Annotated in this window: 20 protein-coding genes; 12 read left to right on the top strand and 8 right to left on the bottom strand. The window is 70.7% G+C overall.

Features of this window, described 5'->3' with window-relative positions; translation table 11 throughout:
* Positions 1–216 precede the first annotated feature (216 nt).
* Positions 217–1,317, bottom strand: coding sequence for a glutamate--cysteine ligase 2 (locus ACZ56E_RS05660; RefSeq protein ID WP_471211361.1), 1,101 nt, complete (start codon positions 1,315–1,317; stop codon positions 217–219).
* Between the two features lie 93 nt (positions 1,318–1,410).
* Between ACZ56E_RS05660 and ACZ56E_RS05655 the strand changes: the two genes are divergently transcribed.
* Complete coding sequence (locus ACZ56E_RS05655; RefSeq protein ID WP_471211358.1) at positions 1,411–2,178, top strand: IclR family transcriptional regulator; 768 nt, start codon at positions 1,411–1,413, stop codon at positions 2,176–2,178.
* 104 nt (positions 2,179–2,282) lie between these two features.
* A complete protein-coding gene (locus ACZ56E_RS05650) occupies positions 2,283–3,488 on the top strand; it encodes a 4-hydroxybenzoate 3-monooxygenase (protein WP_471211355.1) in 1,206 nt (401 codons plus the stop codon).
* Here the strand turns inward: ACZ56E_RS05650 and ACZ56E_RS05645 are convergent.
* Positions 3,485–3,946: a DUF3237 domain-containing protein gene (locus ACZ56E_RS05645; RefSeq protein ID WP_471211353.1), complete on the bottom strand. Its 462-nt coding sequence runs from the start codon at positions 3,944–3,946 to the stop codon at positions 3,485–3,487. The genes ACZ56E_RS05650 and ACZ56E_RS05645 overlap by 4 nt on opposite strands.
* A gap of 266 nt (positions 3,947–4,212) precedes the next feature.
* On the opposite strand from ACZ56E_RS05645, the gene ACZ56E_RS05640 reads away from it, so the two are divergent.
* Positions 4,213–5,877 carry an ABC transporter substrate-binding protein gene (locus ACZ56E_RS05640; protein WP_471211350.1) on the top strand — a complete coding sequence of 555 codons (1,665 nt, stop codon included), beginning with the start codon at positions 4,213–4,215 and terminating at the stop codon, positions 5,875–5,877.
* 25 nt (positions 5,878–5,902) lie between these two features.
* Positions 5,903–7,333, top strand: a complete 1,431-nt coding sequence (locus ACZ56E_RS05635) for an amidase (RefSeq protein WP_471211348.1) — start codon at positions 5,903–5,905, stop codon at positions 7,331–7,333.
* 43 nt (positions 7,334–7,376) lie between these two features.
* Here the strand turns inward: ACZ56E_RS05635 and ACZ56E_RS05630 are convergent, their stop codons facing one another.
* From ACZ56E_RS05630 to ACZ56E_RS05610, 5 genes are read right to left on the bottom strand one after another with little or no spacing between them, the layout of a single operon-like run.
* On the bottom strand, positions 7,377–8,165 hold the full coding sequence (locus ACZ56E_RS05630) for an ABC transporter ATP-binding protein (protein ID WP_471211346.1): 789 nt from the start codon (positions 8,163–8,165) through the stop codon (positions 7,377–7,379).
* Entirely contained in the window at positions 8,158–9,150 is a 993-nt protein-coding gene (locus tag ACZ56E_RS05625) for an ABC transporter ATP-binding protein (RefSeq protein ID WP_471211343.1), read from the bottom strand. The genes ACZ56E_RS05630 and ACZ56E_RS05625 overlap by 8 nt, the downstream gene beginning before the upstream one ends.
* Positions 9,147–10,016 carry an ABC transporter permease gene (locus tag ACZ56E_RS05620; RefSeq protein WP_471211341.1) on the bottom strand — a complete coding sequence of 290 codons (870 nt, stop codon included), beginning with the start codon at positions 10,014–10,016 and terminating at the stop codon, positions 9,147–9,149. The genes ACZ56E_RS05625 and ACZ56E_RS05620 overlap by 4 nt, the downstream gene beginning before the upstream one ends.
* Positions 10,013–10,963: an ABC transporter permease gene (locus ACZ56E_RS05615; protein WP_471211340.1), complete on the bottom strand. Its 951-nt coding sequence runs from the start codon at positions 10,961–10,963 to the stop codon at positions 10,013–10,015. Before ACZ56E_RS05615 ends, ACZ56E_RS05620 begins: the two co-directional genes overlap by 4 nt.
* Complete coding sequence (locus ACZ56E_RS05610; protein WP_471211337.1) at positions 10,960–12,648, bottom strand: CocE/NonD family hydrolase; 1,689 nt, start codon at positions 12,646–12,648, stop codon at positions 10,960–10,962. The genes ACZ56E_RS05615 and ACZ56E_RS05610 overlap by 4 nt, the downstream gene beginning before the upstream one ends.
* Positions 12,649–12,752: 104 nt before the next feature.
* On the opposite strand from ACZ56E_RS05610, the gene ACZ56E_RS05605 reads away from it, so the two are divergent.
* The 7 genes from ACZ56E_RS05605 (at position 12,753) to ACZ56E_RS05575 (ending at position 18,243) form a co-directional block, all read left to right on the top strand.
* Positions 12,753–13,334, top strand: coding sequence for a TetR/AcrR family transcriptional regulator (locus ACZ56E_RS05605; RefSeq protein WP_471211335.1), 582 nt, complete (start codon positions 12,753–12,755; stop codon positions 13,332–13,334).
* A 157-nt stretch (positions 13,335–13,491) separates the two neighbouring features.
* Positions 13,492–13,863 (top strand): cupin domain-containing protein, encoded by a 372-nt coding sequence (locus ACZ56E_RS05600; protein ID WP_471211333.1) that lies wholly within the window; start codon positions 13,492–13,494, stop codon positions 13,861–13,863.
* A 255-nt stretch (positions 13,864–14,118) separates the two neighbouring features.
* The gene (locus tag ACZ56E_RS05595; RefSeq protein WP_471211331.1) at positions 14,119–14,244 is read left to right on the top strand and encodes a hypothetical protein; all 126 of its coding nucleotides are present in this window, start codon (positions 14,119–14,121) and stop codon (positions 14,242–14,244) included.
* Positions 14,241–15,182: a type II secretion system protein GspG gene (locus ACZ56E_RS05590; RefSeq protein ID WP_471211328.1), complete on the top strand. Its 942-nt coding sequence runs from the start codon at positions 14,241–14,243 to the stop codon at positions 15,180–15,182. Before ACZ56E_RS05595 ends, ACZ56E_RS05590 begins: the two co-directional genes overlap by 4 nt.
* 281 nt (positions 15,183–15,463) lie before the next feature.
* On the top strand, positions 15,464–15,778 hold the full coding sequence (locus tag ACZ56E_RS05585; RefSeq protein WP_471211325.1) for a hypothetical protein: 315 nt from the start codon (positions 15,464–15,466) through the stop codon (positions 15,776–15,778).
* Between the two features lie 45 nt (positions 15,779–15,823).
* Complete coding sequence (locus ACZ56E_RS05580; RefSeq protein WP_471211322.1) at positions 15,824–16,276, top strand: hypothetical protein; 453 nt, start codon at positions 15,824–15,826, stop codon at positions 16,274–16,276.
* A gap of 95 nt (positions 16,277–16,371) precedes the next feature.
* Positions 16,372–18,243, top strand: a complete 1,872-nt coding sequence (locus ACZ56E_RS05575) for an alkyl/aryl-sulfatase (protein WP_471211320.1) — start codon at positions 16,372–16,374, stop codon at positions 18,241–18,243.
* Here the strand turns inward: ACZ56E_RS05575 and ACZ56E_RS05570 are convergent.
* Positions 18,233–19,462 (bottom strand): PucR family transcriptional regulator, encoded by a 1,230-nt coding sequence (locus ACZ56E_RS05570; RefSeq protein WP_471211318.1) that lies wholly within the window; start codon positions 19,460–19,462, stop codon positions 18,233–18,235. The two genes, ACZ56E_RS05575 and ACZ56E_RS05570, sit on opposite strands and share 11 nt — an antisense overlap.
* Before the next feature lie 164 nt (positions 19,463–19,626).
* Here ACZ56E_RS05570 and ACZ56E_RS05565 point away from each other — a divergent pair, with 164 nt between their 5' ends.
* Entirely contained in the window at positions 19,627–20,886 is a 1,260-nt protein-coding gene (locus tag ACZ56E_RS05565; protein WP_471211316.1) for an MFS transporter, read from the top strand.
* The last annotated feature ends 26 nt before the right edge of the window (positions 20,887–20,912 follow it).

Genomic DNA, 20,912 nt, shown 5'->3' with positions numbered 1-20,912 from the left:
GTGGGTAGGCCCACCAGGTACCCCGCCATCCAGGGCGAGCACGGGCCCGTCCTCAGGTCCGGACGCGAACGACGGGTTCCGGTCACCGGTGGCGCGTCAAGACCCGCGGTTCCCCCTGCTGGTCAGCCGGGGCGCTTGGCCCATGACATAGGACATGACGCAAACCATGCTGCGCCGAAGCACGCCCCACACGCCTCTGGTGGCCCGGCAGCCGACTCAGGTCGCGCTGGTCTCGGTGATGATCAGGTCGATCACGGCCTGCAGGCCGCCCTCGGCCAGGGCACGGCGCTGGCGGTCGGCCGCGGTGCCCTCCCGGAGCAGGCGGTGGACGAGCGCGGTGACCTCGCGGGTGTCCCCGGCCTCTTCGAGCGCGGGCATGACGTGGTCCATCAGCTGGGACAGCACGTCGCCGGCGCTGCGCAGCCTGCCCTCCCGGTCCACCAGGGATCCGCTGAGCCCGTGCCGGGCGGCGTGCCAGTTCGCGGCCTGCAGCAGCTCCGGCGCGCAGGGCAGTACCGGAACGCCGGCCTTGACCTCCGCGATGGCGGTCGAGACGAGCGCGCGCACGATACCGGTGTACATCACCGCCTCGTCCGTACGGAGCTGCACGTCCGAGCAGCGCACCTCGATGGTGGGGTAGCGGCTGGAGAGGCGGGCCTGCCAGTAGATCTGGCCCAGGTCCATGAGCGCCCCGGAGGCCAGGAGCTGCCCCACCCGGTGCTCGTGGTCGGCGAGGCCGTCGAAGTGCGGCGGCGGGCCGCTGACCGGCCAGCGCCCGAACACGACCGTGCGCCAGCTGGCGAACCCGGTGTCATGGCCCGACCAGAGCGGGGAGTTCGCCGACATGGCCACCAGGACCGGCAGCCACAGCCGGACACGGTTGAGGACCGCCACACCGACCTCCGGGTCGGGCACGGCGGCGTGCACGTGCATGCCGCACACCAACTGCTCGGCGACGAGCTGCGGTGCCTGCGCCCGCAGGGCACGGTAGCGCGGCAGGCTCGTCACCGGCACCGGCGCCTCCTCCTTGAGCGGCGGCGTACCGCAGGCCGCGAGACGGCACCCATGGCTCTCCGCCGCACGGCTCAGCGCATGACGCAGGCGCAACAGGTGACCGCCCACTTCGTCGAGATCGGTGCACACCGGAGTGGCGACCTCGACCTGTGCCTCGATCAGCTCCGCCTGGATCTCCCGTTCCTCCACGATCGGCTCGAGCCCGGCGGCCGCACGGACCTGCTCGGCCAGCGGAACGGGAAAGCCGGAGGAGGGATCGAGCAGGAGATATTCCTCTTCGACACCCACCGTGATCAGACTCATCGTGCTCCGAGCCTATGCGACACCGTCGGTAACTTCCCGTCAGGCGACCACCGGTGAGCCGGGCGGCCGCACCCGGTCTGGGAGACTGGCCGCGTGAGCGAACCCCGGAGCACAGCGGCTGGCAAAGTCCTGGAGATCCTCTCGGTCTTCGACCGCGAACATCCTTCGCAGACGCTGTCGGAGATCGCCCGGCGCACCGGCCTGGCCCTGAGCACCGCCCACCGCGTGATCGCGGAGCTGGCCGAGTGGGGAGCGCTGGAGCGCGGGGAGGACGGGGCGTGGCACATCGGACTCCGGCTCTGGGAGATCGCCTCGGGCTGCCCTCGGACACAGATTCTGCGCGACGCGGCCCTGCCGTTCATGCAGGACCTCTACGAGGCGACCCACGAGAACATCCAGCTCGGGGTGCGTGAGGGCAGTGAGCTCGTGTTCGTCGAGAGGATCGCGGGACACCGGTCGGTGCAGTTGCTGACAATGGTCGGCAGCCGGTTCCCCATAGGCTCCACCGGGATGGGCCGGGTGCTGCTGGCGCACGCGCCGCGGGAGGTCCAGGAGGAGGTCCTCGAGTCGCCGCTGCGGGCCTGGACCCCGCACACCGTGACCGACCCGAAGACGCTGCGCGGGCAGCTGGACCGTATCCGCCGCGAGCAGGTCTTCATCAGCGATCGGCAGCTCTCGGAGGACACTCTCGCGGTGGCCGCGCCGGTGCGGATCGGCCGGGCCGGGCCCGTCGGCGCCGTGCTGGGGATCGTCGTCACGGCACGGGGCACGCGTCGTGCGCGAGGACTGCGCGAGCCGCTCCTCAGGGCCGCGCACGGCATCTCCGACGAGCTCGGCCGACGGGCGCGTACGGCGGTCTGACCCCGGGTCACGCTTCCGCCTGACGGAAACGCCCGCGACCGGCGGCCACCCCTGATGCCAACGTGCTCGGTGTTCCGAACGTCCGCAGTCGCTCAGGAGATGCCATGGCCGACGCCCCCGTCGACACCGTTGTCCCGGTTCCCGTAGCTGTCGTCGGGGCCGGGCCGGCCGGTCTGATGCTGGCTCACCTGCTCGGGCGCGCGGGCGTGGAGACGGTCGTGATCGACACGCGTTCGCGGTATGAGATCGAGACGACGCAGCGGGCCGGCATCCTGGAGGCCGACGCGGCCCGGGACTTGGTCGAGACGGGTGTCTCCGACCGGATCCTGCACGAGGGCCACGAGCACGAGGGCATCGAGCTCCGGTTCGGCGGCCGGCCGCACCGCATCCACTTCAAGGAGCTGGTGGGCGCCTCGGTGTGGCTCTATCCACAGACCGACGTGTTCATCGACCTGGCCGACGCCCGGGCCCGCGACGGCGGCACGGTCCACTTCGGCGTCAAGGACACGGAGGTCCTCGACATCACGACGGACGCTCCCCGCGTCCGCTACACCGCGTCCGACGGGGCCCGTCACGAGATCAGGGCGCGGTACGTGGTCGGTGCGGACGGGTCGCGCAGCATGTGCCGTGAGCTGGTGCCCGAGGAGCGCCGGGAGCGCTACGGCAGCGAATATCCCTTCGCTTGGTTCGGCATCCTGGCCGAGGCGCCGATGAGCGCGCCCGAACTGGTATACGCCCACTCCGAGCACGGGTTCGCGCTGATCAGCCAGCGTACCGAGACGGTGCAGCGGATGTACTTCCAGTGCGCCCCCGATGAGTCCGTCGACGCCTGGCCGGACGACCGTATCTGGGAGACGCTCCAGGCCCGGGTGGCCGGGCAGGACGGCTTCTGCCTAAAGGAGGGGCCGGTTCTGGAGAAGACGGTGCTGCGGTTCCGCTCGTTCGTTCAGGAGCCGATGCGCTGGGGCTCGATGGCGCTCGCGGGCGACGCCGCGCACACCGTGCCGCCGACCGGTGCCCGCGGGCTCAACCTCGCGCTGCACGACGTCAAGGTGCTCGCCGACGTCCTGCCGCGAGCCCTCGGCAGCGCGGGCGAAACGGCGCTGGACGACTACCAGCCGCGCGCCCTGCAACGGGTGTGGCGGGCACAGAACTTCTCGTACTGGATGACGCAGTTGCTGCACACCGCGCCCGACGGCACGCCGTTCGGCCTGCGCCGTCAGCTCGGCGAGCTCGACAACGTGGTGGGCACCCGCGCCGGCCGCACCTACCTCGCCGAGCAGTACACCGGCTGGCCTTCCTCCCCCTAACGGACCGCGTACATGCGGATGGCGACGACGTCGTCGCCCTCGGGGCGGGCGAGTCCGACGAAGACCGTCTCGGCGAGCCAGCGGTGCGCGGCCGCGTCGGTGCGGAACACCGGAGAGGTCCGGTAGTAGTGGCCGGCCTCCGAGACCTTCAGAGCGCCGTCGTGCTGGTCGGGCGCCTCGGGCTTGGGGCGGTAGAAGCCGCGGTTGACGATGTCGATGACGGCGCCGTCCGCCGCCCGGATCAGGTACCGGGCCTCGAGCTCGCACACTTCGCCCCGGGTGGCGCTCCAGTCGCCGCCGCCGGCCAGCACCTTCCCGCGCAGCTGGGGGCCGTCCACGCTGCCGCCGACGATGGGCGTGAACTCGGTGACCTCTCCATCGCCATGGCCGACGTGCAGCGTCTCGGCGACCTGGGCTCGGATCTCGAACGCGAAGTCCAGAGCAGGGGTGAAAGACATGCTGGAACCCTTTCGGTGGGGCGTACGGGGGCTTGTGGCTCGCCTCGCCGCGGAGGAGACATCGCAAGGTCTTGACTCATTCGCCGGTGCGGTGCGAGCGTGTCATGCAACAACGTTATATGACGTTCGTTTATCTCGTCTCCCGTTACTCGCTTCCGTTTTCTGGCTCCAGCTTTCTGGCTTCAGCTGTTTCGGCTTGTGCCGCTCGTACGCCCACTGCGACGAGCGCTTCTCTCACCCCTCTCCCCCGGCAAGGAGCCCCAGCCATGGCCGCAAGAAGACACCATCTGACGACGGTGCTCGCGAGCATGGGCCTGCTGGCCACGACGGCCACCACGGCCTGCACGTCCACGCCCGCTTCCCGCGGGGGCGACGGCACCTCTCGGGCGCCGCGGCTCACCACCACCACTCCGGCAGGTTCCGCAGAGGTGGACCGGGTCACCTGGGCGCTGCCCTACGGCGAGCCGACCACGCTGGACCCGGCGAAGGTCGGCGACTACTCGCCCCAGACCGTCGAAGCGAACCTGTGCGACACGCTCATGCGGATGAACGCCGACTTCTCCCTGCGGCCCGGCCTGGCCAGGAAGCTGTCCTGGCGCGACGACCGGACCCTGGTGCTCGACCTGCGGACCGACGTGAGGTTCTGGGACGGGTCCCGGATGACACCCGAGGACGTGGTGTACAGCCTCCGGCGGCAGACCGACCCGAAGACACAGGCGCTGTACGGGAATTACCTGGCCGGAGTCACGTCCATCAAGGCCACGGGCCCCTCCCGGGTGACCCTGCGCACGAAGTCGTACGACCGGACGCTGCCCAAGGCGCTGGCGACCTCCTTCGGCGCGGTGAACCAGAAGGCGTACACGCGAAAGGCCGGCGCGTCCTACGGCACCGCCAAGGGCGGGCTGATGTGCACCGGCCCCTTCGAGCCGGCCTCGTGGCAGTCCGGCGAAAGCATCGTCCTGAAGCGGAACCACGCCTACTGGGACCCGGATCTGAAGCCGAAGGCCCGCGAGATCGTGTTCAAGTTCATCACCAACAGCAACACGCTCACCAGCGCACTGCTGTCCGGCGAGGTGGACGGCACCTACGAACTGCCGCCCACCAGCGCGAGGGCGCTCGCCAAGACGCAGAACGGCGCGGTCCATCTCGGCCCGTCCACTCAGAACGTGCTGCTGATACCCGCCAACGCCAAGTCCCCGGCGGCGGACCGCCGGCTGCTGGACGCCTTGGCCCACACCCTGGACCGCGACGCCCTGATCAAGAACGTGTTCGGCGGTGACGCCACGACGCTGAAGTCGCTGGTCCCCCCGCTCACCTGGCGCGGCGACGCGGCCGCCGACCGGTTCGACACCGCCTACAAGGCCCTGCCTGCCGTGCCGAAGCCCGACCTCGATCGGGCCGAGAAGCTGATGGACGAGGTGGGCCGCCCCGAGCGGCCGCTGGTCGCCGCCATTCCGGCCGGTGATCAGCGGGGACTCCAGACCCTGACCTTCGTCCAGGCGGCAGCGAAGCAGATCGGCCTCGACATCGAGATCAGGCAGCTCCAGCCCACCGAGATGTCGTCGCTCTTCTACGACGCCTCCATCCGCAAGGACTTGGACCTCGTCCTCACCTTCGGCTACGTCGCCGTGCCCGACCCCGCCTCGTACGTGGCGGAAATGGTCACACCCCGCGGGCTCTTCAACTGGACGCGGTACGAGGACGCGCGCGTCACCAGGTTGCTGGACAAGGCGCGCACGTCGTCCGACGACGAGCAGTCGGCCACGGCATACGGCCGGGCACAGGCCCTGTTCACCCCCGCCGTGCCGGTCACCTACCTCGCCACCACGCACGAACGCATGTTCATGAACAAGCGCATCAGCGGCGCCCCCAGCTCCTTCGCCTACATGGGCATGCCCTGGGCCGCCCACCTCGGCGGCACCCGCAAGTGACCCGGCCTCACCACCAGGAGGAACCATGACCGAGACGCCTGACGACAAGCCCCTCTGGGACCGCTCGGCCGGGGAACTCGCCGCCGGAATCAGGGACAGGGATTTCTCCGCGGTCGACGTCGCCCAGGCCTTTCTGCGCCGCGTCCAGGACACCAACCCGGCCGTCAACGCCCTCGTCGACGTCCGCCCCGAAGAGGCACTCGCCCAGGCCGCCGCGGCCGACGAGCTCGTCTCCTCGGGCGGCACACCGGGCAGCCTGCACGGCGTACCGGTATCCACGAAGATCAACACCGCTCAGCGCGGATACGCCAGCACACACGGCGTCGTCGCATGGGCCGGCGCCGTCGCCTCCGAAGACGCCGTGTGCGTGGCAGCGCTGCGTGCCGCCGGCGCGAACCTCATGGGCCGCAGCAACAGCCCCGCCTTCGCCGTGCGCTGGTTCACCAGCAACGATCTGCACGGCAGGACGCTGAACCCGTGGCACGACGCCCACACCCCTGGCGGTTCATCGGGCGGTGCCGCCGCCGCGGTCGCCGCCGGCATGGTGCCGATCGCCCAGGGCAACGACATCGGCGGCTCCATCAGGTTCCCCGCCTACTGCTGCGGGGTCGTGGGCCTGCGGCCCACCGCGGGGCTCGTGTCCGCGATCGAACCGGGCGGGAAGGAGGAGTTCGACGCCCCCTTGTCGTTCCAGACCATGGCGGTCCACGGACCGCTGGGGTGGACGGTCGACGACGTCCGTCTCGCCCTGGACGCCATGATCACCCCGGACTTGCGGGACCCGGTCGGCCTGCCCGTCCGCCCTCCGCTCGGCGGGTCCCGCCCGATGAGGGTCGCGATCGTCCGCGACGTGGGCCTGGCCACGTCCCATCCGACGGTCGAATCCGCGATCGACCGCGCCGCCGGCTGGCTCGTCGAGGCCGGTTACGAGGTGGAAGAGGTGGAACTGCCGCTGCTGGCCGAAGCCGCTCGGCTCTGGTCGCTGCTGCTCTACGAGGAGTTGCGGACCATGCTCCCGGAGATCGAGCGCTTCGGCGACGACGCGGTACGCCTCTCGCTCGCGGCGTCGTTCGCCGCAGCGGGCGAGATATGGGGTGAACGGCCGTCGCTGGAGGCGTACATCAAGGGCTACGCCCGGCGCGGCACGCTCATCACGCGCCTCCAGCGCTACCTCGGCGACGAACGACTCCTGCTGACGCCCGTCTCGGCAGAGCCCCCGTTCGAGCAGGACGCCGACATGGCAGGCGCGGACCGCATCCGTGAGGTGCTGGCGGCACAGTGGCCGATGCAGGCCGTCCCGGTGCTCGGATTTCCCGCCGTGTCCGTCCCGACGGGCGTCCGGGACGGCCTTCCCACGGGGGTGCAGCTGATCGGCGGCCGGTTCCGCGAGAACCTGCTGCTCGACGCCGCGTCCGCGATCGAGGCCCGCGCGCCTCGTGTGCGGCCGGCACTCTGACGCAGTGTGGGGGCCCTTTCGGGCCCCCATGCCGCTCCACCGCTCAAGTGACGGGCTTCTGGGACATCCTGCGCGGTTTCCACCCGGGCTTGGGGATGGAGTCGATGAGGCGCCGCGTGTACGCGTCCTGCGGGTGGTCCAGGACGTCCGACACGGGTCCGTGCTCAACCACTCGGCCGGACCGCATGACCAGCACCTCGTCGCTGATGTGGCGGACGGCGCCGAGATCGTGCGTGATGAACAGCAGCGCCGTTCCGGTGTCCGCGCGGATCCGGGCGAGCAGGTTCAGGATCTGTGCCTGGATGGACACGTCGAGCGCGGCGATGGCCTCGTCGAGGATGAGCACCCGCGGTTCGGCGGCCAGAGCCCGCGCGATGGCGACGCGTTGGCGCTGTCCGCCCGACAGGGCCTTCGGCAGAGAGCCGGCCTGCCGGGCGCCCAGTCCCACCATGTCCAGGAGCTCCGACACCCGGCCGGTGAGGGCGTCACCGCGCAGAGGGCTGTGGAGTCGGACGGCCTCGGTGACGGCGTCCCGTACGCGCTGCCTTCGGTCGAGCGAGGAGTAGGGGTCCTGGAACACCATCTGGATCTGTCCGCCGCGGGCGCGCCGCTCGTGCCGTCGGGCTCGGCCGGGGCGGCGCTCGGCACCTTCGACGACGACATGGCCCGTGCTGGGCGCCTCCAGCCCGGCGATCATGCGTGCGGTCGTCGTCTTGCCGGAGCCCGACTCACCGACCACGGCCAGTGATCCCTGGGGCGGCAGGCGGAACGTGACGCCGTCGACGGCAACGAACTCTCCGTACGTCTTGCGCAGATCGCGCACCTCAAGCATCGCGGTCGGCCTCCTCGGCTGGCGGCGTGTGGGGAAAGTGGCAGGCCGCGGTGGAGCCGCCGACGGGACGCGGGTCCGGGAGATCGGTCCGGCACAGGGCCTGCTCGCGCGGACATCGCTCGCTGAAGGCGCACCCGTCGGGAACCTCGAAGCCGGACAGCGGCCGGCCGGCGATGGCGTGCAGTTCGGCGCCGGTGTCGCCGACCGCAGGGCGGGAGGCGAGGAGCGCCCGCGTATAAGGGTGGGCCGCGTCGTGGTGCAGCCGGGCGGAGGGGAGGTCCTCCACCGTGGAACCCGCGTATATGACGGCGACGCGGTCGCACACGGCCGCTGCCAGTTCCAGGTCATGGGTGATGAACAGCATGGCCAGGCCCCGGGCTCGACCGGCCTCGCCGATGATCGCCATGACCTCTTCCTGGGTGGTGACATCGAGGGCGGTGGTGGGCTCGTCGGCGAGCAGCAGCCGTGGTTCCGCGGCCAGCGCGGCGGCGATCATGACCCGCTGGAGCAGACCGCCGGAGAGCTCGTGGGGGCGCTGCCTCATGCGCCGTTCGGCATCGGCGATGCCGACCTCCCGCAGGATGCCGGTGACCTTGGCGACCGCGTCGGCGGTGCGGACATCGCGTGCGGTCGTCAGCCCCTCCACCAGGAAGTCACCGACGCTGCGTGCGGGGTTGATGTGCGCGCGGGGGTCCTGGAAGACCATGGCGACCTCGGAGGCGCGGAACCGGCGAAGCCGCTCGCGGCTCATGTCCGGTACGGATTCGCCCGCGAACAGCACCTCTCCGTGCGTCCGGGCTCCGTGCGGCAGCAGGCGGAGCACAGAGCGGGCGGTGAGGGACTTGCCGGATCCCGACTCGCCGACCAGTGCCAGGGCCTCCCCTTCAGCCAGGCGTACGTCGGCACGGTGCACCGCTGTCTTCATCGTTCCGTCGAGGGGCAGTTGGACGCGCAATCCGTTGATCTCGAGCAGTGGTGAGGTCATGCGTGATCTCCGAGCAGGCGTCGGGACAGCCCGGTTCCCAGCAGGTTGCACGCGACCACCACGACGAGGATGACGAGGCCCGCGTACAGCGACTGCTGCGGTTGTCCGGCGAGGATCGAGGGGGCGCCGTTGGCCACCATCAGGCCCCATTCGGGGCTCGGCGGCTGGCTGCCGAGCCCGAGGAAGGAGATGGCCGCCACGTCGAGCAGGGCGTAGCCGAAGCCGATGGCGGCCTGGACGAGGACGAGGGGCAGGAGGTTGGGCAGCAGGTGCCGGAGCCAGATGCGTGTGGTGGGGGCGCCGAGCAGCTGGAGTGCCAGGACGTAGGGCAGGTTGCGTTCCTTGATGGCCGCTGCTCGGACGACCCTGGTGATCAGAGGCAGATACGCGATCGACAGGGCCACTATCGGGGCGGTGAGCCCGGTGCCGAAGACAGCGGCGGCGAGGACGGCCATGATCAGGCCGGGGAAGCCGAAGACGACGTCCAGCGCGCCGGTGACGAGGCGGTCGAGCCAGCCTCCGGTCCAGGCCGCGGCCAGGGCGAGCAGGGTGCCGACGGTCGTGGAGACGAGGATGACGATCGCGGGGGCCGCGAGGCTGGCGCGGGCGCCGCAGATGAGACGGGACAGGATGTCGCGTCCGGTGTCGTCGGTGCCCAGCAAGTGGGCGGGGCTCGGCCCGGCGTTCACGTCGAGGGGGTCCACGGCGTTCGGGGCGTGGGGGGCGATCAGCGGTCCCAGGACGGCCAGCAGGACGAAGAAGGCGACGACGCAGCCCGCTGCCAGGGTGATTCCGTCGTACCGCCGCCCCGACCGGGCCGTGGTGGGCGTCGTCTTCGCGCCACGGCTCAGGAGAGTGCTGGTCATGAGGTCCCCTTCCGCACGGCCCGGGGATCGAGCGCGGCGCTGACCAGGTCGACAACGGTGTTGATGACGACGAAAGCGACGACGAAGATCAGGGACACCGCCTGCACGACGGCCATGTCCTGCTTGGACGCCGACTCGATCATGAGAGCTCCGAGGCCACCGGTTCCGAACGCCTGCTCGGCGATGGCCACGGTGGCGATGAGCCCCGCGATGCCGACGCCGGAGACCGCGAAGACGGGCCCGGAGGCGTTGTGCAGTACGTGCCGCCGGATCACGATCCTCTCGGGCACGCCGCGGCTGCGGGCGGTCTCCACGTGCTCCGAGCGCAGCTCCGCGCGGACGGCGGTCCGCGTGACCTGGGCGACGTATCCGATCCACGTCATGGCGAGCGCTATGGCCGGCAGTGTCAGGTGGGAGAGCATGCCGGTGAAGCCCTCACCGCTGCCGTACACGGGGAACCAGGGCAGTTGGACGCCGAACAGCCAGATGAGCAGGACCGACATGACGAAGGTGGGTATGGCCATGGCGCCGGCCGTCAGCGTGGTGGTCAGCGTCTCGACGCGTCCCCCGCGCAGGGCCGCCAGGGTCCCTGTGAAAGTACCGACGGCCAGCACGAGTACGGCGGCGTAGATCACCAGGGCGACGGTGTTGCCCACTCGGTCACCGATCAGCTGGGCGACCGCGTCGCGGTAGACCAGTGACTGCCCGAAGTCACCCTGGAGGCAGCCGCTGAGCCAGTGCCAATAACCCTGGAGGAACGGGTCGTCCAGGTGGTACTCGCGGTGGATCTGCGCCAGTACGGCCGGGTCGGGGTCACGGCTGCCGCCGACGAGCAGGGTGGCGGGGTCGCCGGGTGTCAGGAAGAGCGCCCCGTAGATGGCCAGGCTGGAGACGAGCACGGTCACGAGCAGGGCGGTCAGGCGTGTGGCCGCGAAGCGGAGTGTCATCGTGGGTCACCTGCCGGGCTCGGTGGCAGGACGGTGAGGTGCAGCCGCGCGCGGTGATCCGATCCGGTCGTCAGGGTCTGGAGGCTCGCCTTGGGGGCGGTGGTGAGCCAAGGGTCCTCGTGGGTCCCGGAATTCGGCAGGTGATGGGGGAAGTCACTGCCCGCGATCGTCAGCGCGAGGCGGTGGCCGGGGCGTACGCGATAGCCGGTGTGGCCCAGGGCGATGTCCAGCTCGCCGGGTGCGTCGGCCTGGGCGCAGCCGCGGACGATCAGACGTGCCGTGCCGTCCGGGGCGAGGTCGAGCAGCCGCACGAAGACGTCGAAGGTCGGCGCCGTGCTCTCGGCGTGCAGGATCACCCGGAGGGGGCCGGCGAGGTCGAGGGGCGTTTCAGTGGCGTCCGTGGTGAAGACGAGGACGTCGTCCCTGTCCGCCGTGTGCCGCTCGTCGGGGTGATCGCGCAGCAGCGTGAAGGTGTCCGTGGTCGCCGACGGCACGAGGTCGTCCGGGTCGTAACGCCAGGACACCGTCTCCTCTGTGACGGGCGGCGCGGTGGAGAGCCGGCCGCCGGGAACCGGGCCGAGGGCGCCGCCGCACTCGGTCAGGTGGAGCTCCATTCGTGTCGCCTGGGGTGGGGGCCAGCGCGTGGATGTCCGCCAGCCCGCGTGCGCGAGCTTCCAGCGGACCCGAGGGAGGGTTTCGGGCGGGGAGGCGCCTTTGAGGAAGACGTCGAAGAACTCCAGCGCCGGCCCGGTGTACGCCGCCAGCATGCGGTCCAAGGCCGCCTCATTGAGCAGGTGGTCGGTGTCCGCGGTGGTGGGGGCGTTCTCGAGGGAGTAGTTCTCGTGGTCGGTCGTGTCGGCGATCAGGTACTGCACCGCGGCCCAGCCCGGCCGTCGGGCCAGTTCGCCGTAGTCGCGCATGTGCGCGGTGCCGAGGTTGTCGAACCAGCCCACGCAGTGCAGCACCGGGACCGGCCGGGCGTCGTAGGGATGGGGGCCGTTGTACGCGGGCAGCCGGATGCCGCCCACGATGAGGTCGAAGCCCGCCGACCGTCTCCCTATGGCCTTGAACGCCTCTTCGTAGGCAGCGATCAGCGGGCGTTTGGTGAGGTCGGCGGCGAAGTCGTAGCTGTCGTTGTCGATCCAGACGTGGGCCTGGTAGTCGGCGCCCTCGAGCCACAGCGGTTGCCGGCCGGCTCCGGCGTCGTAGCTCGCGACGCCCGGGGCATTGGTCGTGCACGTCACCCGGGGCACGATCGCCCGCAGGGCGGGGTGCTGGCTGGAGACGGCGGACCACTGGGTGAATCCGTAGTACGAGTCGCCGAACATCCCGACCACGCCGTCGGACCAGGGTTGGCGCGTGACCCACTCGATGGTGTCGAAGCCGTCGTCCACCTCGCCGGTCCAGCCCAGGGTGTAGCCCTGCGAGCGGAACTTGCCCCGCACGTCCTGGACCACCATCACGTAACCGCGTGCGGTGAACCGCTCGGCGACCTTTTCGAAGAACACATACCGGCTGTTCTTGTCGTACGGAAGGCGGACGAGGACAGCGGGTGCCGGCTCGTCCACGGCGTCCGCGCCGTAGACATCCGTCGCCAGTAACACCCCGTCCCGCATGCGCACCATGTGCTGCTGGGCCTGAGGAGGGACCGGTTGTGGCGTGACACGCTCGAAGGCAAGGCTCATGAAGCCCTCCAGGCAGAGACAACCTTGAGAAAACGCCGTGATATAACAACGTTGCATTTAACTGCGAGAAACGTCAACCCCTCCCCCTCAGCTAGGTTGCCTCCATGCCGATCGACGTCGACGAAGTCCAGCGCCGCAAAGAGATCGCCAAGGCCACCCTCGCGGTCGCCGCCCGCGAGGGAGCGCGCGCGATCACCATCAGGGCGGTCGCGAAGGAGCTCGGCGGCTCCACCGCCATGGTCACCAACTACGTGCCGACGCGCACGGCCCTGATCACCAACGCCGTCCGCGCCGCCGAATCCCGCTGGCACTCCGAACTGGAGGACCGCATCGGGGAACTGGTCGGAGCCGAGCGGCTGCGCGCCATGGTCGAGTGGAACCTCAGCACCGACGCGGACGATCTCCTGCTGCGCTCCCTGTGGCTCGAGATGCTGGCGTCCGCGCGCACCGACCCCAGCGGAGTCGACGCCCGAGAGCCGCACGAGTCACGCCAGGAATTCACCGACGCCGCCGTCGCGGCCGGCCTCCCCGACCCCCAAGTCGCCGCCGACGTCCTCTTCCTGGTGACCCGGGGCTACTTCGCCTCCACCGTCGAGGAGCCCGCGTACTGGACCGAGGAACGCACCAGCCTCGTCGCCCGAGCCGTGGTCAAGGCTCTCACGCAGGACCGGCAGACCGGTCCTTGATCCGACGGATGCCAACCCGGCGAGACTCGAGTTGGCGTCCCCCGGTTGACAGGCAGACGATGGAAGTAAGGGGTCGGCCGGTGACGTCGACCGTGGACCCCGCGGCGGCGACGACTGACTCCACGGCACAGGCACGGCCCGGACGGAGGAAGTCGTCATGATGGAGGTCAAGACGGTCGAGAAGCCGGACGAGCGGCGAGATTTCCCCCACGGTCACCTCGAAGCCGTCCATCTCACAGGACTGGATTTCGCCGTGGGCACCTTCGAGCCCGGCTGGCGCTGGTCCGAGTCCGTGGCCCCGATCGCGGGGACCAACAGTTGCCAGGTCCACCACAACGGTTACGTCGTCCAGGGTCGCATGCGCATTCGGATGGACGATGGAGGCGAAAGCGAAGTCGGACCGGGCGATGTCTTCGTGTGCTCGCCCGGTCACGACGCCTGGGTCCTCGGCGAGGAACCGGTCGTCCTGTACGACTTCGCGGGAGGCATGGCAGACGAGTACGCGAAGGCACCGGGCCCGACGGGGTAACGCTCCTGATGTCCTCGGGGAGGCTCAGTCGCTTCTGGTCTCCCCGGTGCGCGCCCAGGGGGGAGGCGCGCCCCCTCGGCGGCCGGAAAGTGTCACTCGCCAGGGTGACGAAAGCAACTGGCCGGAGCTGCTAGCGTGCCGCATCGACGGCTTCTTCATCGCTTTCTCCTTCGCTTCCCGACGCGGCAGTTCGCGGGACAGCGGACCCTGTGACGCTCCAGCCAGGCGGTTCGTCATGCGCTGAACACCGCGGCGATGGCCGCCGAGCAGCAGTACTACACGCTCCAGCAGCGGGTGCGGGACCGCCGCGAACAACTCCTCGCGGAGCTGAATCGCGACGACACCCTCACACTGCGCCGCGCCGAGCGCGAGGAGCGATGAAGCGGTCCTTGCAGTGGCTCTTCGGCACCGACTTCGACACGGCGCCCGACGAGATCGACGCGGTGCTCGCGGCCCTCGGCACCAGCGGCACCCCCACCTGGACCGACGACATCGACCCCTCCACCCTTCCCGTCACCGCCGAGTCCTGGCTGAAGATCCGGAAGTTCGGCGAGTTCGTCAAGTTCCTGCACCAGGCAGTCGAATGGGAGAACGTCCTCTATTTCTTCTACCCGTACTTCTGGGGGTCGGAGAAACTGGCCAAGACGAAGCGGCTGCTGTGGCACCCCGACCCGCTGCGCCGCGAATTCCTGCGGGCGGGCGCCGCACGCGTGGTGCTGCCCGTCCGGCCGGGGTTCGAGCGCGCGTTCTCCCGGCTGATGTCCACGGGCCGCATCGACGGCGACGGTTCGCCGGACCCCCAGGACCCGCCGTACATGTCCATCGCCGAGGAGATCCAGGCGTACGCGCGGACGAACTACCCGGGCATTCCGCCCGCCAACCCCGACATCGCCGCCCGGGCCCGCCCCCTCCTGACGGTGAACCAGCAGCGGGCATGGCGCGACATCGAAGCCATCGTGGAGGCCCTGGAGAAGTACGCCGAGAAGGCGAAGCAGCGGGTCGACCCCGCGTGGCGCGGCGCGCCGATCGAGCCGGAGTACTACCCCACGACCCGGCAGGGTCTGCGCGTACTGCTCGACAGCCGCCCGAATCTGGTCCTCACCGACCCGTGGGGTCGGCCGTATCTCTACCAGAACCCTGGGCGCACCGCGCCGTTCGTGGTCACCAGCCAGGGCGCGGACTCGTCGGCGGGCGGCACGGACGAAGGGCTGGACATCTCCACCGACGCGGAGGGGAATCTCGTCGGCACCTGGTTCGAGTACACGCCGTGCAGCGGCCTCGACATCGAGGTCGGCTCCGACTTCGCCGAGAACGGATAGCGGAGCACCATGGCGGACATCCCGCTCCTGGACTCCTACTGCTCGTTGCCGACCCGGAAGGTCGGTGCGGACGGCAACGGAAACACCGACGCCATGCGCCGGTATCTGGAGGCGCTCACCGCGGAGTCAGCGAGATCAGCTACCTCAACACCAAGCGTTTCCGCGGTGCGACGGAGATCCTCGCCAAGTGGATCCTCGCGGAGTACCGCAACGTATTCGGCCGCGCCGCCCTGAAGCGCGACATCCGGACACAGACCTCCGGCCGGCAGCTGCGTTCGGACATGCTCGGCGCCCGGACCGAGGGGACGACCATGCTCCTCGAACTCGTCGAGGTGACCACGGTCGACGAGGCCGACGCCGCCGAGGTCGAGGACCTCCAGCACAAGATGAACACCCTGAGACGCTACGTCATCGACCCGGCCCTGAAAGAGATGCTCACCCTGCAGCGCGCCGGGCGGGTGAGCATCGGCGCCCCGACGCGGATCGAGGTGCGCCGCTCGACCTGGCGGCCGTACTGGAACGAGCTGTACTACCCGCTCGTCCCCACCCAGTCCCCCACCGGGGCGCCCGGGAACGTCAAGTACGAGTGGATCTGATACAAACCCACGTTCCGTCCCGACGGCGTCGGCAAGGACGGCCTGGTGCTGTACGAGATCCACACCACGCCCCTGCCGCAGGGCGCTCCCCTCGAGGTACTCAAAAGGGTCGCCCGCCGCCTGCGCGAACTGGAGAACCAGCATCAGCTCGTGCTGCTGCCCGCGATGCAGCAGTACTGGGACGTCAACACCGCCGACAGCAGGGAGCTGAAGAAGTGGCTCGCCATCGGCCTCGGCGCGGCCCTGCTCGTCACGTTCGTGGTGCTGGCCTGGCCCACGGCGGTGCCGCTCGCGGCGGCGGCCGCCGAGACCACAGGGGCCGCGGGAGCCGCAGGGGCCGCCGAGGCCGCGGCCGCGGCGGAGGCCGCGCAGTTGGCGAACGCCGTCCGGTACGCCCAGAGCGCGGCGAAGGTCCCCGGCTACTTCGAACGGGCGCAGGCGGCCCTGCGGCCGCTGCTGTCCGGCGGCCTCGGCCGGGGACTCGCGGGAAGCCACTGACGAAGCGGCGGCGCGATCCCGGTGTGACGGGTCACCTGTTCGTCTGTGATGCCTCATCAGGCGCTCCCGGCGCTGGTTTGTGAGGATCGGTGGCCATGAGCGACAGCGTGCGAGAGCCCACGGGCAGCGGCCTGGCCTGGGACGACGATCAAGACTTCGCCGATGCGGACCGCGGTCTCCTCGGCCGGCTCGAGCCCGGTACGGTGACGGACACGGACGGGACCGTGGTGTGGGACGCGGATGCGTACGGCTTCCTGGACGGTGACTGTCCGGCCACGGCAGACCCGTCACTGTGGCGGCAGAGCCGGCTGGTGGCGCGGCAGGGGCTGTACGAGGTGGTGCCCGGCATCTATCAGGTGCGCGGCCTCGATCTGTCGAACATCTCCTTCGTGGAGGGCGAGCGCGGCGTCATCGTCGTGGACCCGCTGATCAGCTCGGAAGTCGCGGCCGTCGCGCTCGCGCTGTACCGCGAGCATCGCGGTGAGCGGCCGGTGACCGCGGTGATCTACACGCATTCGCACGTCGACCACTTCGGCGGGGTACGCGGCGTCGTCGACGCGGCCGAGGTGGCGGCCGGGCGGGTGCCGGTCATCGCGCCCTCCGGGTTCCTGGAACACGCGGCGAGCGAGAACGTCTTCACGGGTACGGCGATGGCGCGTCGTGCGAGCTACATGTACGGGGCGTCGCTGCCGAAGGGGCCCGCGGGGCAGATCGGTTGCGGGCTCGGGCAGACCACGTCGACCGGCAGCGTCGGTCTGCTCGCGCCGACCCTGGACGTGACGCGCACGGGGCAGGAGGAGACGGTCGACGGCGTACGGATCATCTTCCAGCTCACGCCCGGCACCGAGGCGCCGTCGGAGATGAACTTCCACTTCCCGGAGCTGCGGGTCCTCTGTGCCGCCGAGAACGCCTGCCACACCCTGCACAACGTCCTCACCCTGCGCGGGGCCCTGGTCCGTGATCCGAGCGCGTGGGCCCGGTATCTGACCGAGACGATACGGCTGTTCTCCGACGGCACCGATGTCGTCTTCGGCTCCCATCACTGGCCGACCTGGGGCCAGGACCGCGCCATCCGGTTCCTGGAGGAACAGCGCGACGCCTACGCCTTCCTGCACGACCAGTCCGTGCGGCTGATCAACGCCGGGTACACCGGTGCGGAGATCGCCGAGGTGCTGCGCTTCCCGCCCGGGCTCGAACGGGCCTGGCACGCGCGCGGCTACTACGGTTCGCTCAGCCACAACGCCAAGGGGGTCTACCAGCGGTACATGGGGTGGTTCGACGGCAATCCGGCCCATCTCTGGCAGCATCCACCGGCCGAGGCCGCCCGCAGGTACCTGGAGTTCATGGGCGGCGCCGACGCGGTGGTCGCCAAGGCCCGCGCGTCGTACGACGCGGGTGATCTGCGGTGGGTCGCGGAGGTGCTCGGCCACGTCCTGTTCGCCGAGCCCGGCCATGTCGAGGCGCGTGCTCTGCAGATCCGGACGTTCGAGCGGCTCGGCCAAGGCTCCGAGTGCGGCCCGTGGCGCAACTTCTACCTCATGGGCGCCGCCGAGCTGCGCGACGGTGTCCACGGCACCCCGACCCGGTCGGCGCCGGACATCCTGGCCGCGCTCACCGCCGAGCAGATCTTCCAGTCGATGGCCGTACGGCTCAACGGTCCGCGCGCCGCCGAGGCCGGGCGGCTGGTGCTGCGCTGGGAGTTCACCGACACCGGCGAGCACTGGACACTATTGCTGTCCAACGGGGCGCTGACCCCGATGCGCGGTGACGCTCCGCTCGGTGAACGGCCCGTCGCCACCCTCCGGTTGGCGCGCACCACCCTCGACGCGATCCTGGGAGGACGTGCGACGTTCGCCGACGAGATCGCGGGCGGCGGGGTCGCGCTCGACGGTGACGCCCGGGCGCTGGTGACGTTCAGCGGGCTCCTCGACGCGCCGGATCCCGATTTCGCCATCGTCACCCCGTAGCGGTGTCCGCCGCGGCGTCGACGGCTCGTACCGACAGGGCGGCGAGGGCCAGCGCCGCGTCCCGTGGTGAGCCGAGGTCGAGGCCGGTCAGTTCCTGGATCCGCGTGAGCCGGTTGTCCACGGAGTTGGGGTGGAGGCTCAGGACACGGGCGGTGGCCCGGCGGTCCTGGCGCTGTCGCAGGTGGATGCGGAGGGTCTGGACGAGTTCGGGCCGGCCGTCCAGCGGGGCGAGGAGTGCGGCGATCCGGTCGCTCGCGTCACTCGGGCGTGACAGGTGGTACTCCAGCAGGACGTCGTCGAGGCGATGCAGACCGGGCGGGTGGCCGCAGGCCCTGGCCACCCGGACCACCTCGGCGACCTGCCGGCCGATCTCCGGAATGTGCTCCGCCGACCGCGCCCTCGCGCAGGCCAGCCGCGTCTCCGAGCCCGCCGCCTCGCGCAGCGCCTCCAAGAGCCTGGCGGGCACTTCACTGCAGCCGCGGATGACGACATGGCCGCCACCGCCGTCCAGCAAGGCGAGGGTTTCGGTGCCGAACGCACGGTCGAGTGCGGTCTGCACGCGGCGCAGCAGGCGCCGAGCGGCCACCGGCGACCGCTCGCCCGGTGGGGCCGGGTCCGTGAACCCCACGTACAGCACGAGGGTGGGCCCATCCGCCGAGGGTCCCCTCGGGTCCACGCCGCCCTCCAGCAGGGCACGGGCCCGGGAGCGGCGCTGCTCCTGGCGTTCCGCGACGAGGGCGGCCTGCTCGTCGAGGTAGCTCTCGGTCACCGCGCCCACGATCCGGTCCTCCGCGGTGAACAGCGCCTCGGCCAACTCGGCGAGGGCGTCCCGCTCTTCGGCGGCCGCGGTTTCCCGCAGCACCCGCCACAGCTCCCGTACGCCCAGGCCATAGGTGCGCAGCAGCAGGTGCAGCGGCATGCCTTCCTCGGCGCGCTGGGCGGCACGCTCCTGGAAGTACTCCAGCGGGTCCGCAGCCGCTCCCCCGGTGGCGCCGCGCAGGAACAAACGCATCGCGTGCCGGGCCGTCGCCGCGATCTCCACGTCTTTGACGTCGGCGGGCAGATCGGCGTATCCGTGCAGCTGCTCGAAGACTCCGCGAGCCATGCGCCGGGCCAGTTCATTGACTCGGGGTTCACAGCGGGCGGCGAGCGCCAGGGCGGCCGGTGAAAGACCGGCCGTCCCCGTCCGGTCGTCCGCCGGGTCCTCTTGCTGTGTCATGGTCCACCTCGCCGACGATTGTGATCCGTCACAGTACCTGGCACGCACGATTGTGATCCCGATGGGTGTCACCACCTCTCCCCTGCCTGCAAGATCGGCGCCACACCGGAGAAGCGAACCCCTGAAGGAGCCGCATGCCCCCGCTCACCCGACACAGCTCCGGTATGACACAGCACAGCTCCGGTTGGCGGACCACATGGGCGCTCCTGGTCTTCATGCTGGTCAACTTCGCCGACAAGACCGTGCTGGGGCTGGCCGCGAACCCGATCATGGACGACCTCGGCCTGACCCGGGAGGAGTTCGGCACCGCCTCGGCGGCGTTCTTCGCGCTGTTCAGCGTCTCCGCCCTTGCGGTGTCGTACTTGACCCGCACGGTCCGGACGACGGTGTTGCTGCTGGCGATGGCGCTGCTGTGGTCGGCCGCTCAGCTGCCGATGCTGTGGACGGCCGCCGGCTTCGGCACCCTGGTGGCCACGCGGGTGCTGCTCGGCGCGGCCGAAGGCCCTGCCATGCCGGTCGCGACCCATCATCTGCACGGCTGGTTCGAGCAGCGGGAGCGCACCCTGCCGACCGCGGTGCTGCTGACCGGCGCCGCGGCCGGAGTCGCCGTCGCGGCCCCCACGCTCACGCTCGTGATCGACCACTTCGGCTGGCGTTGGGCGTTCGGCGCGGTCGGCCTTGTGGGTCTGGCGTGGGCGGCCTACTGGGCGCTGCGCGGGGCCGAGGGCCCGTACGCCCGCCGGGCCGAGGAGGGCGGGGCTGCTGAGGAGTCGGTGCCCTACCGCCGCATCCTGCTCTCGGGCACCTGGCTCAGCGCCGCGCTCGGCGCGTTCGCCGCCTACTGGATGCTCAGTGCCAATCTGACGTGGATGCCGGACTACCTGGAGTCGGTCACCGGACTGAGTCTGCACCAGGCCGGCATCCTGGTGACCGGCGCCGCGCTCGCCAACGGTGTGGTGCTCGTGGGGCACGGGCTGCTGGCCCGGCGCCGGCCGAATCCGCCGAGCGGGGCGGGTACGGGCGCCCTGATGTGCCTGGCGGCGGTCGCCGTGGGCGTGTTCGCCCTGACCGACGCCGTATGGCTCAAGGTGTTGTTGATGCTCGGCCCGATGGCGCTGGCCAACGTCATCATGACGGTGTCCCAGACCGCGTGCGCCCGCATCGCCCCGGCGTCCCGGCGCGGAGTGGTGCTCGGTGCGCTCGCCTTCGTCTACGCCCTCGCCGGAGCCCTGTCCCCCTGGGCGGTCGGGCGGGTCGTCGACACCGCGGACTCGGTCGCCGCCGGCTACCGCGCCGCCTTCCTGCTCACTTCCGCCCTGCTCGGCCTCACCGGGCTGCTGGCGCTGTGGCTCCTGCGCCCCGAACGCGATGCCCGGCGCATGGCGGACACCGCGCGCGACAGGTCCCGCAGTACCACGGGGTGAGCCGCTCCGGAACGCCGCCGGGGCAT

Source organism: Streptomyces sp. NPDC039480 (assembly GCF_055597165.1).
The sequence above is the reverse complement of the archived record's forward strand: the minus strand, read 5'-3'. Positions and strand labels throughout refer to the sequence as shown.

What these genes read in the sequence shown, in the direction of transcription:
- ACZ56E_RS05630 (WP_471211346.1), bottom strand. Translation starts at nt 8,165, where the DNA reads ATGCTTGAGGTGCGCGATCTGCGCAAGACGTACGGAGAGTTCGTTGCC.
- ACZ56E_RS05570 (WP_471211318.1), bottom strand. Translation starts at nt 19,462, where the DNA reads ATGACACAGCAAGAGGACCCGGCGGACGACCGGACGGGGACGGCCGGT.
- ACZ56E_RS05595 (WP_471211331.1), top strand. Translation starts at nt 14,119, where the DNA reads ATGGCCGCCGAGCAGCAGTACTACACGCTCCAGCAGCGGGTGCGGGAC.
- ACZ56E_RS05605 (WP_471211335.1), top strand. Translation starts at nt 12,753, where the DNA reads ATGCCGATCGACGTCGACGAAGTCCAGCGCCGCAAAGAGATCGCCAAG.
- ACZ56E_RS05660 (WP_471211361.1), bottom strand. Translation starts at nt 1,317, where the DNA reads ATGAGTCTGATCACGGTGGGTGTCGAAGAGGAATATCTCCTGCTCGAT.
- ACZ56E_RS05650 (WP_471211355.1), top strand. Translation starts at nt 2,283, where the DNA reads ATGGCCGACGCCCCCGTCGACACCGTTGTCCCGGTTCCCGTAGCTGTC.
- ACZ56E_RS05640 (WP_471211350.1), top strand. Translation starts at nt 4,213, where the DNA reads ATGGCCGCAAGAAGACACCATCTGACGACGGTGCTCGCGAGCATGGGC.
- ACZ56E_RS05565 (WP_471211316.1), top strand. Translation starts at nt 19,627, where the DNA reads ATGACACAGCACAGCTCCGGTTGGCGGACCACATGGGCGCTCCTGGTC.
- ACZ56E_RS05645 (WP_471211353.1), bottom strand. Translation starts at nt 3,946, where the DNA reads ATGTCTTTCACCCCTGCTCTGGACTTCGCGTTCGAGATCCGAGCCCAG.
- ACZ56E_RS05610 (WP_471211337.1), bottom strand. Translation starts at nt 12,648, where the DNA reads ATGAGCCTTGCCTTCGAGCGTGTCACGCCACAACCGGTCCCTCCTCAG.
- ACZ56E_RS05590 (WP_471211328.1), top strand. Translation starts at nt 14,241, where the DNA reads ATGAAGCGGTCCTTGCAGTGGCTCTTCGGCACCGACTTCGACACGGCG.
- ACZ56E_RS05585 (WP_471211325.1), top strand. Translation starts at nt 15,464, where the DNA reads ATGCTCGGCGCCCGGACCGAGGGGACGACCATGCTCCTCGAACTCGTC.
- ACZ56E_RS05635 (WP_471211348.1), top strand. Translation starts at nt 5,903, where the DNA reads ATGACCGAGACGCCTGACGACAAGCCCCTCTGGGACCGCTCGGCCGGG.
- ACZ56E_RS05600 (WP_471211333.1), top strand. Translation starts at nt 13,492, where the DNA reads ATGATGGAGGTCAAGACGGTCGAGAAGCCGGACGAGCGGCGAGATTTC.
- ACZ56E_RS05625 (WP_471211343.1), bottom strand. Translation starts at nt 9,150, where the DNA reads ATGACCTCACCACTGCTCGAGATCAACGGATTGCGCGTCCAACTGCCC.
- ACZ56E_RS05575 (WP_471211320.1), top strand. Translation starts at nt 16,372, where the DNA reads ATGAGCGACAGCGTGCGAGAGCCCACGGGCAGCGGCCTGGCCTGGGAC.
- ACZ56E_RS05615 (WP_471211340.1), bottom strand. Translation starts at nt 10,963, where the DNA reads ATGACACTCCGCTTCGCGGCCACACGCCTGACCGCCCTGCTCGTGACC.
- ACZ56E_RS05620 (WP_471211341.1), bottom strand. Translation starts at nt 10,016, where the DNA reads ATGACCAGCACTCTCCTGAGCCGTGGCGCGAAGACGACGCCCACCACG.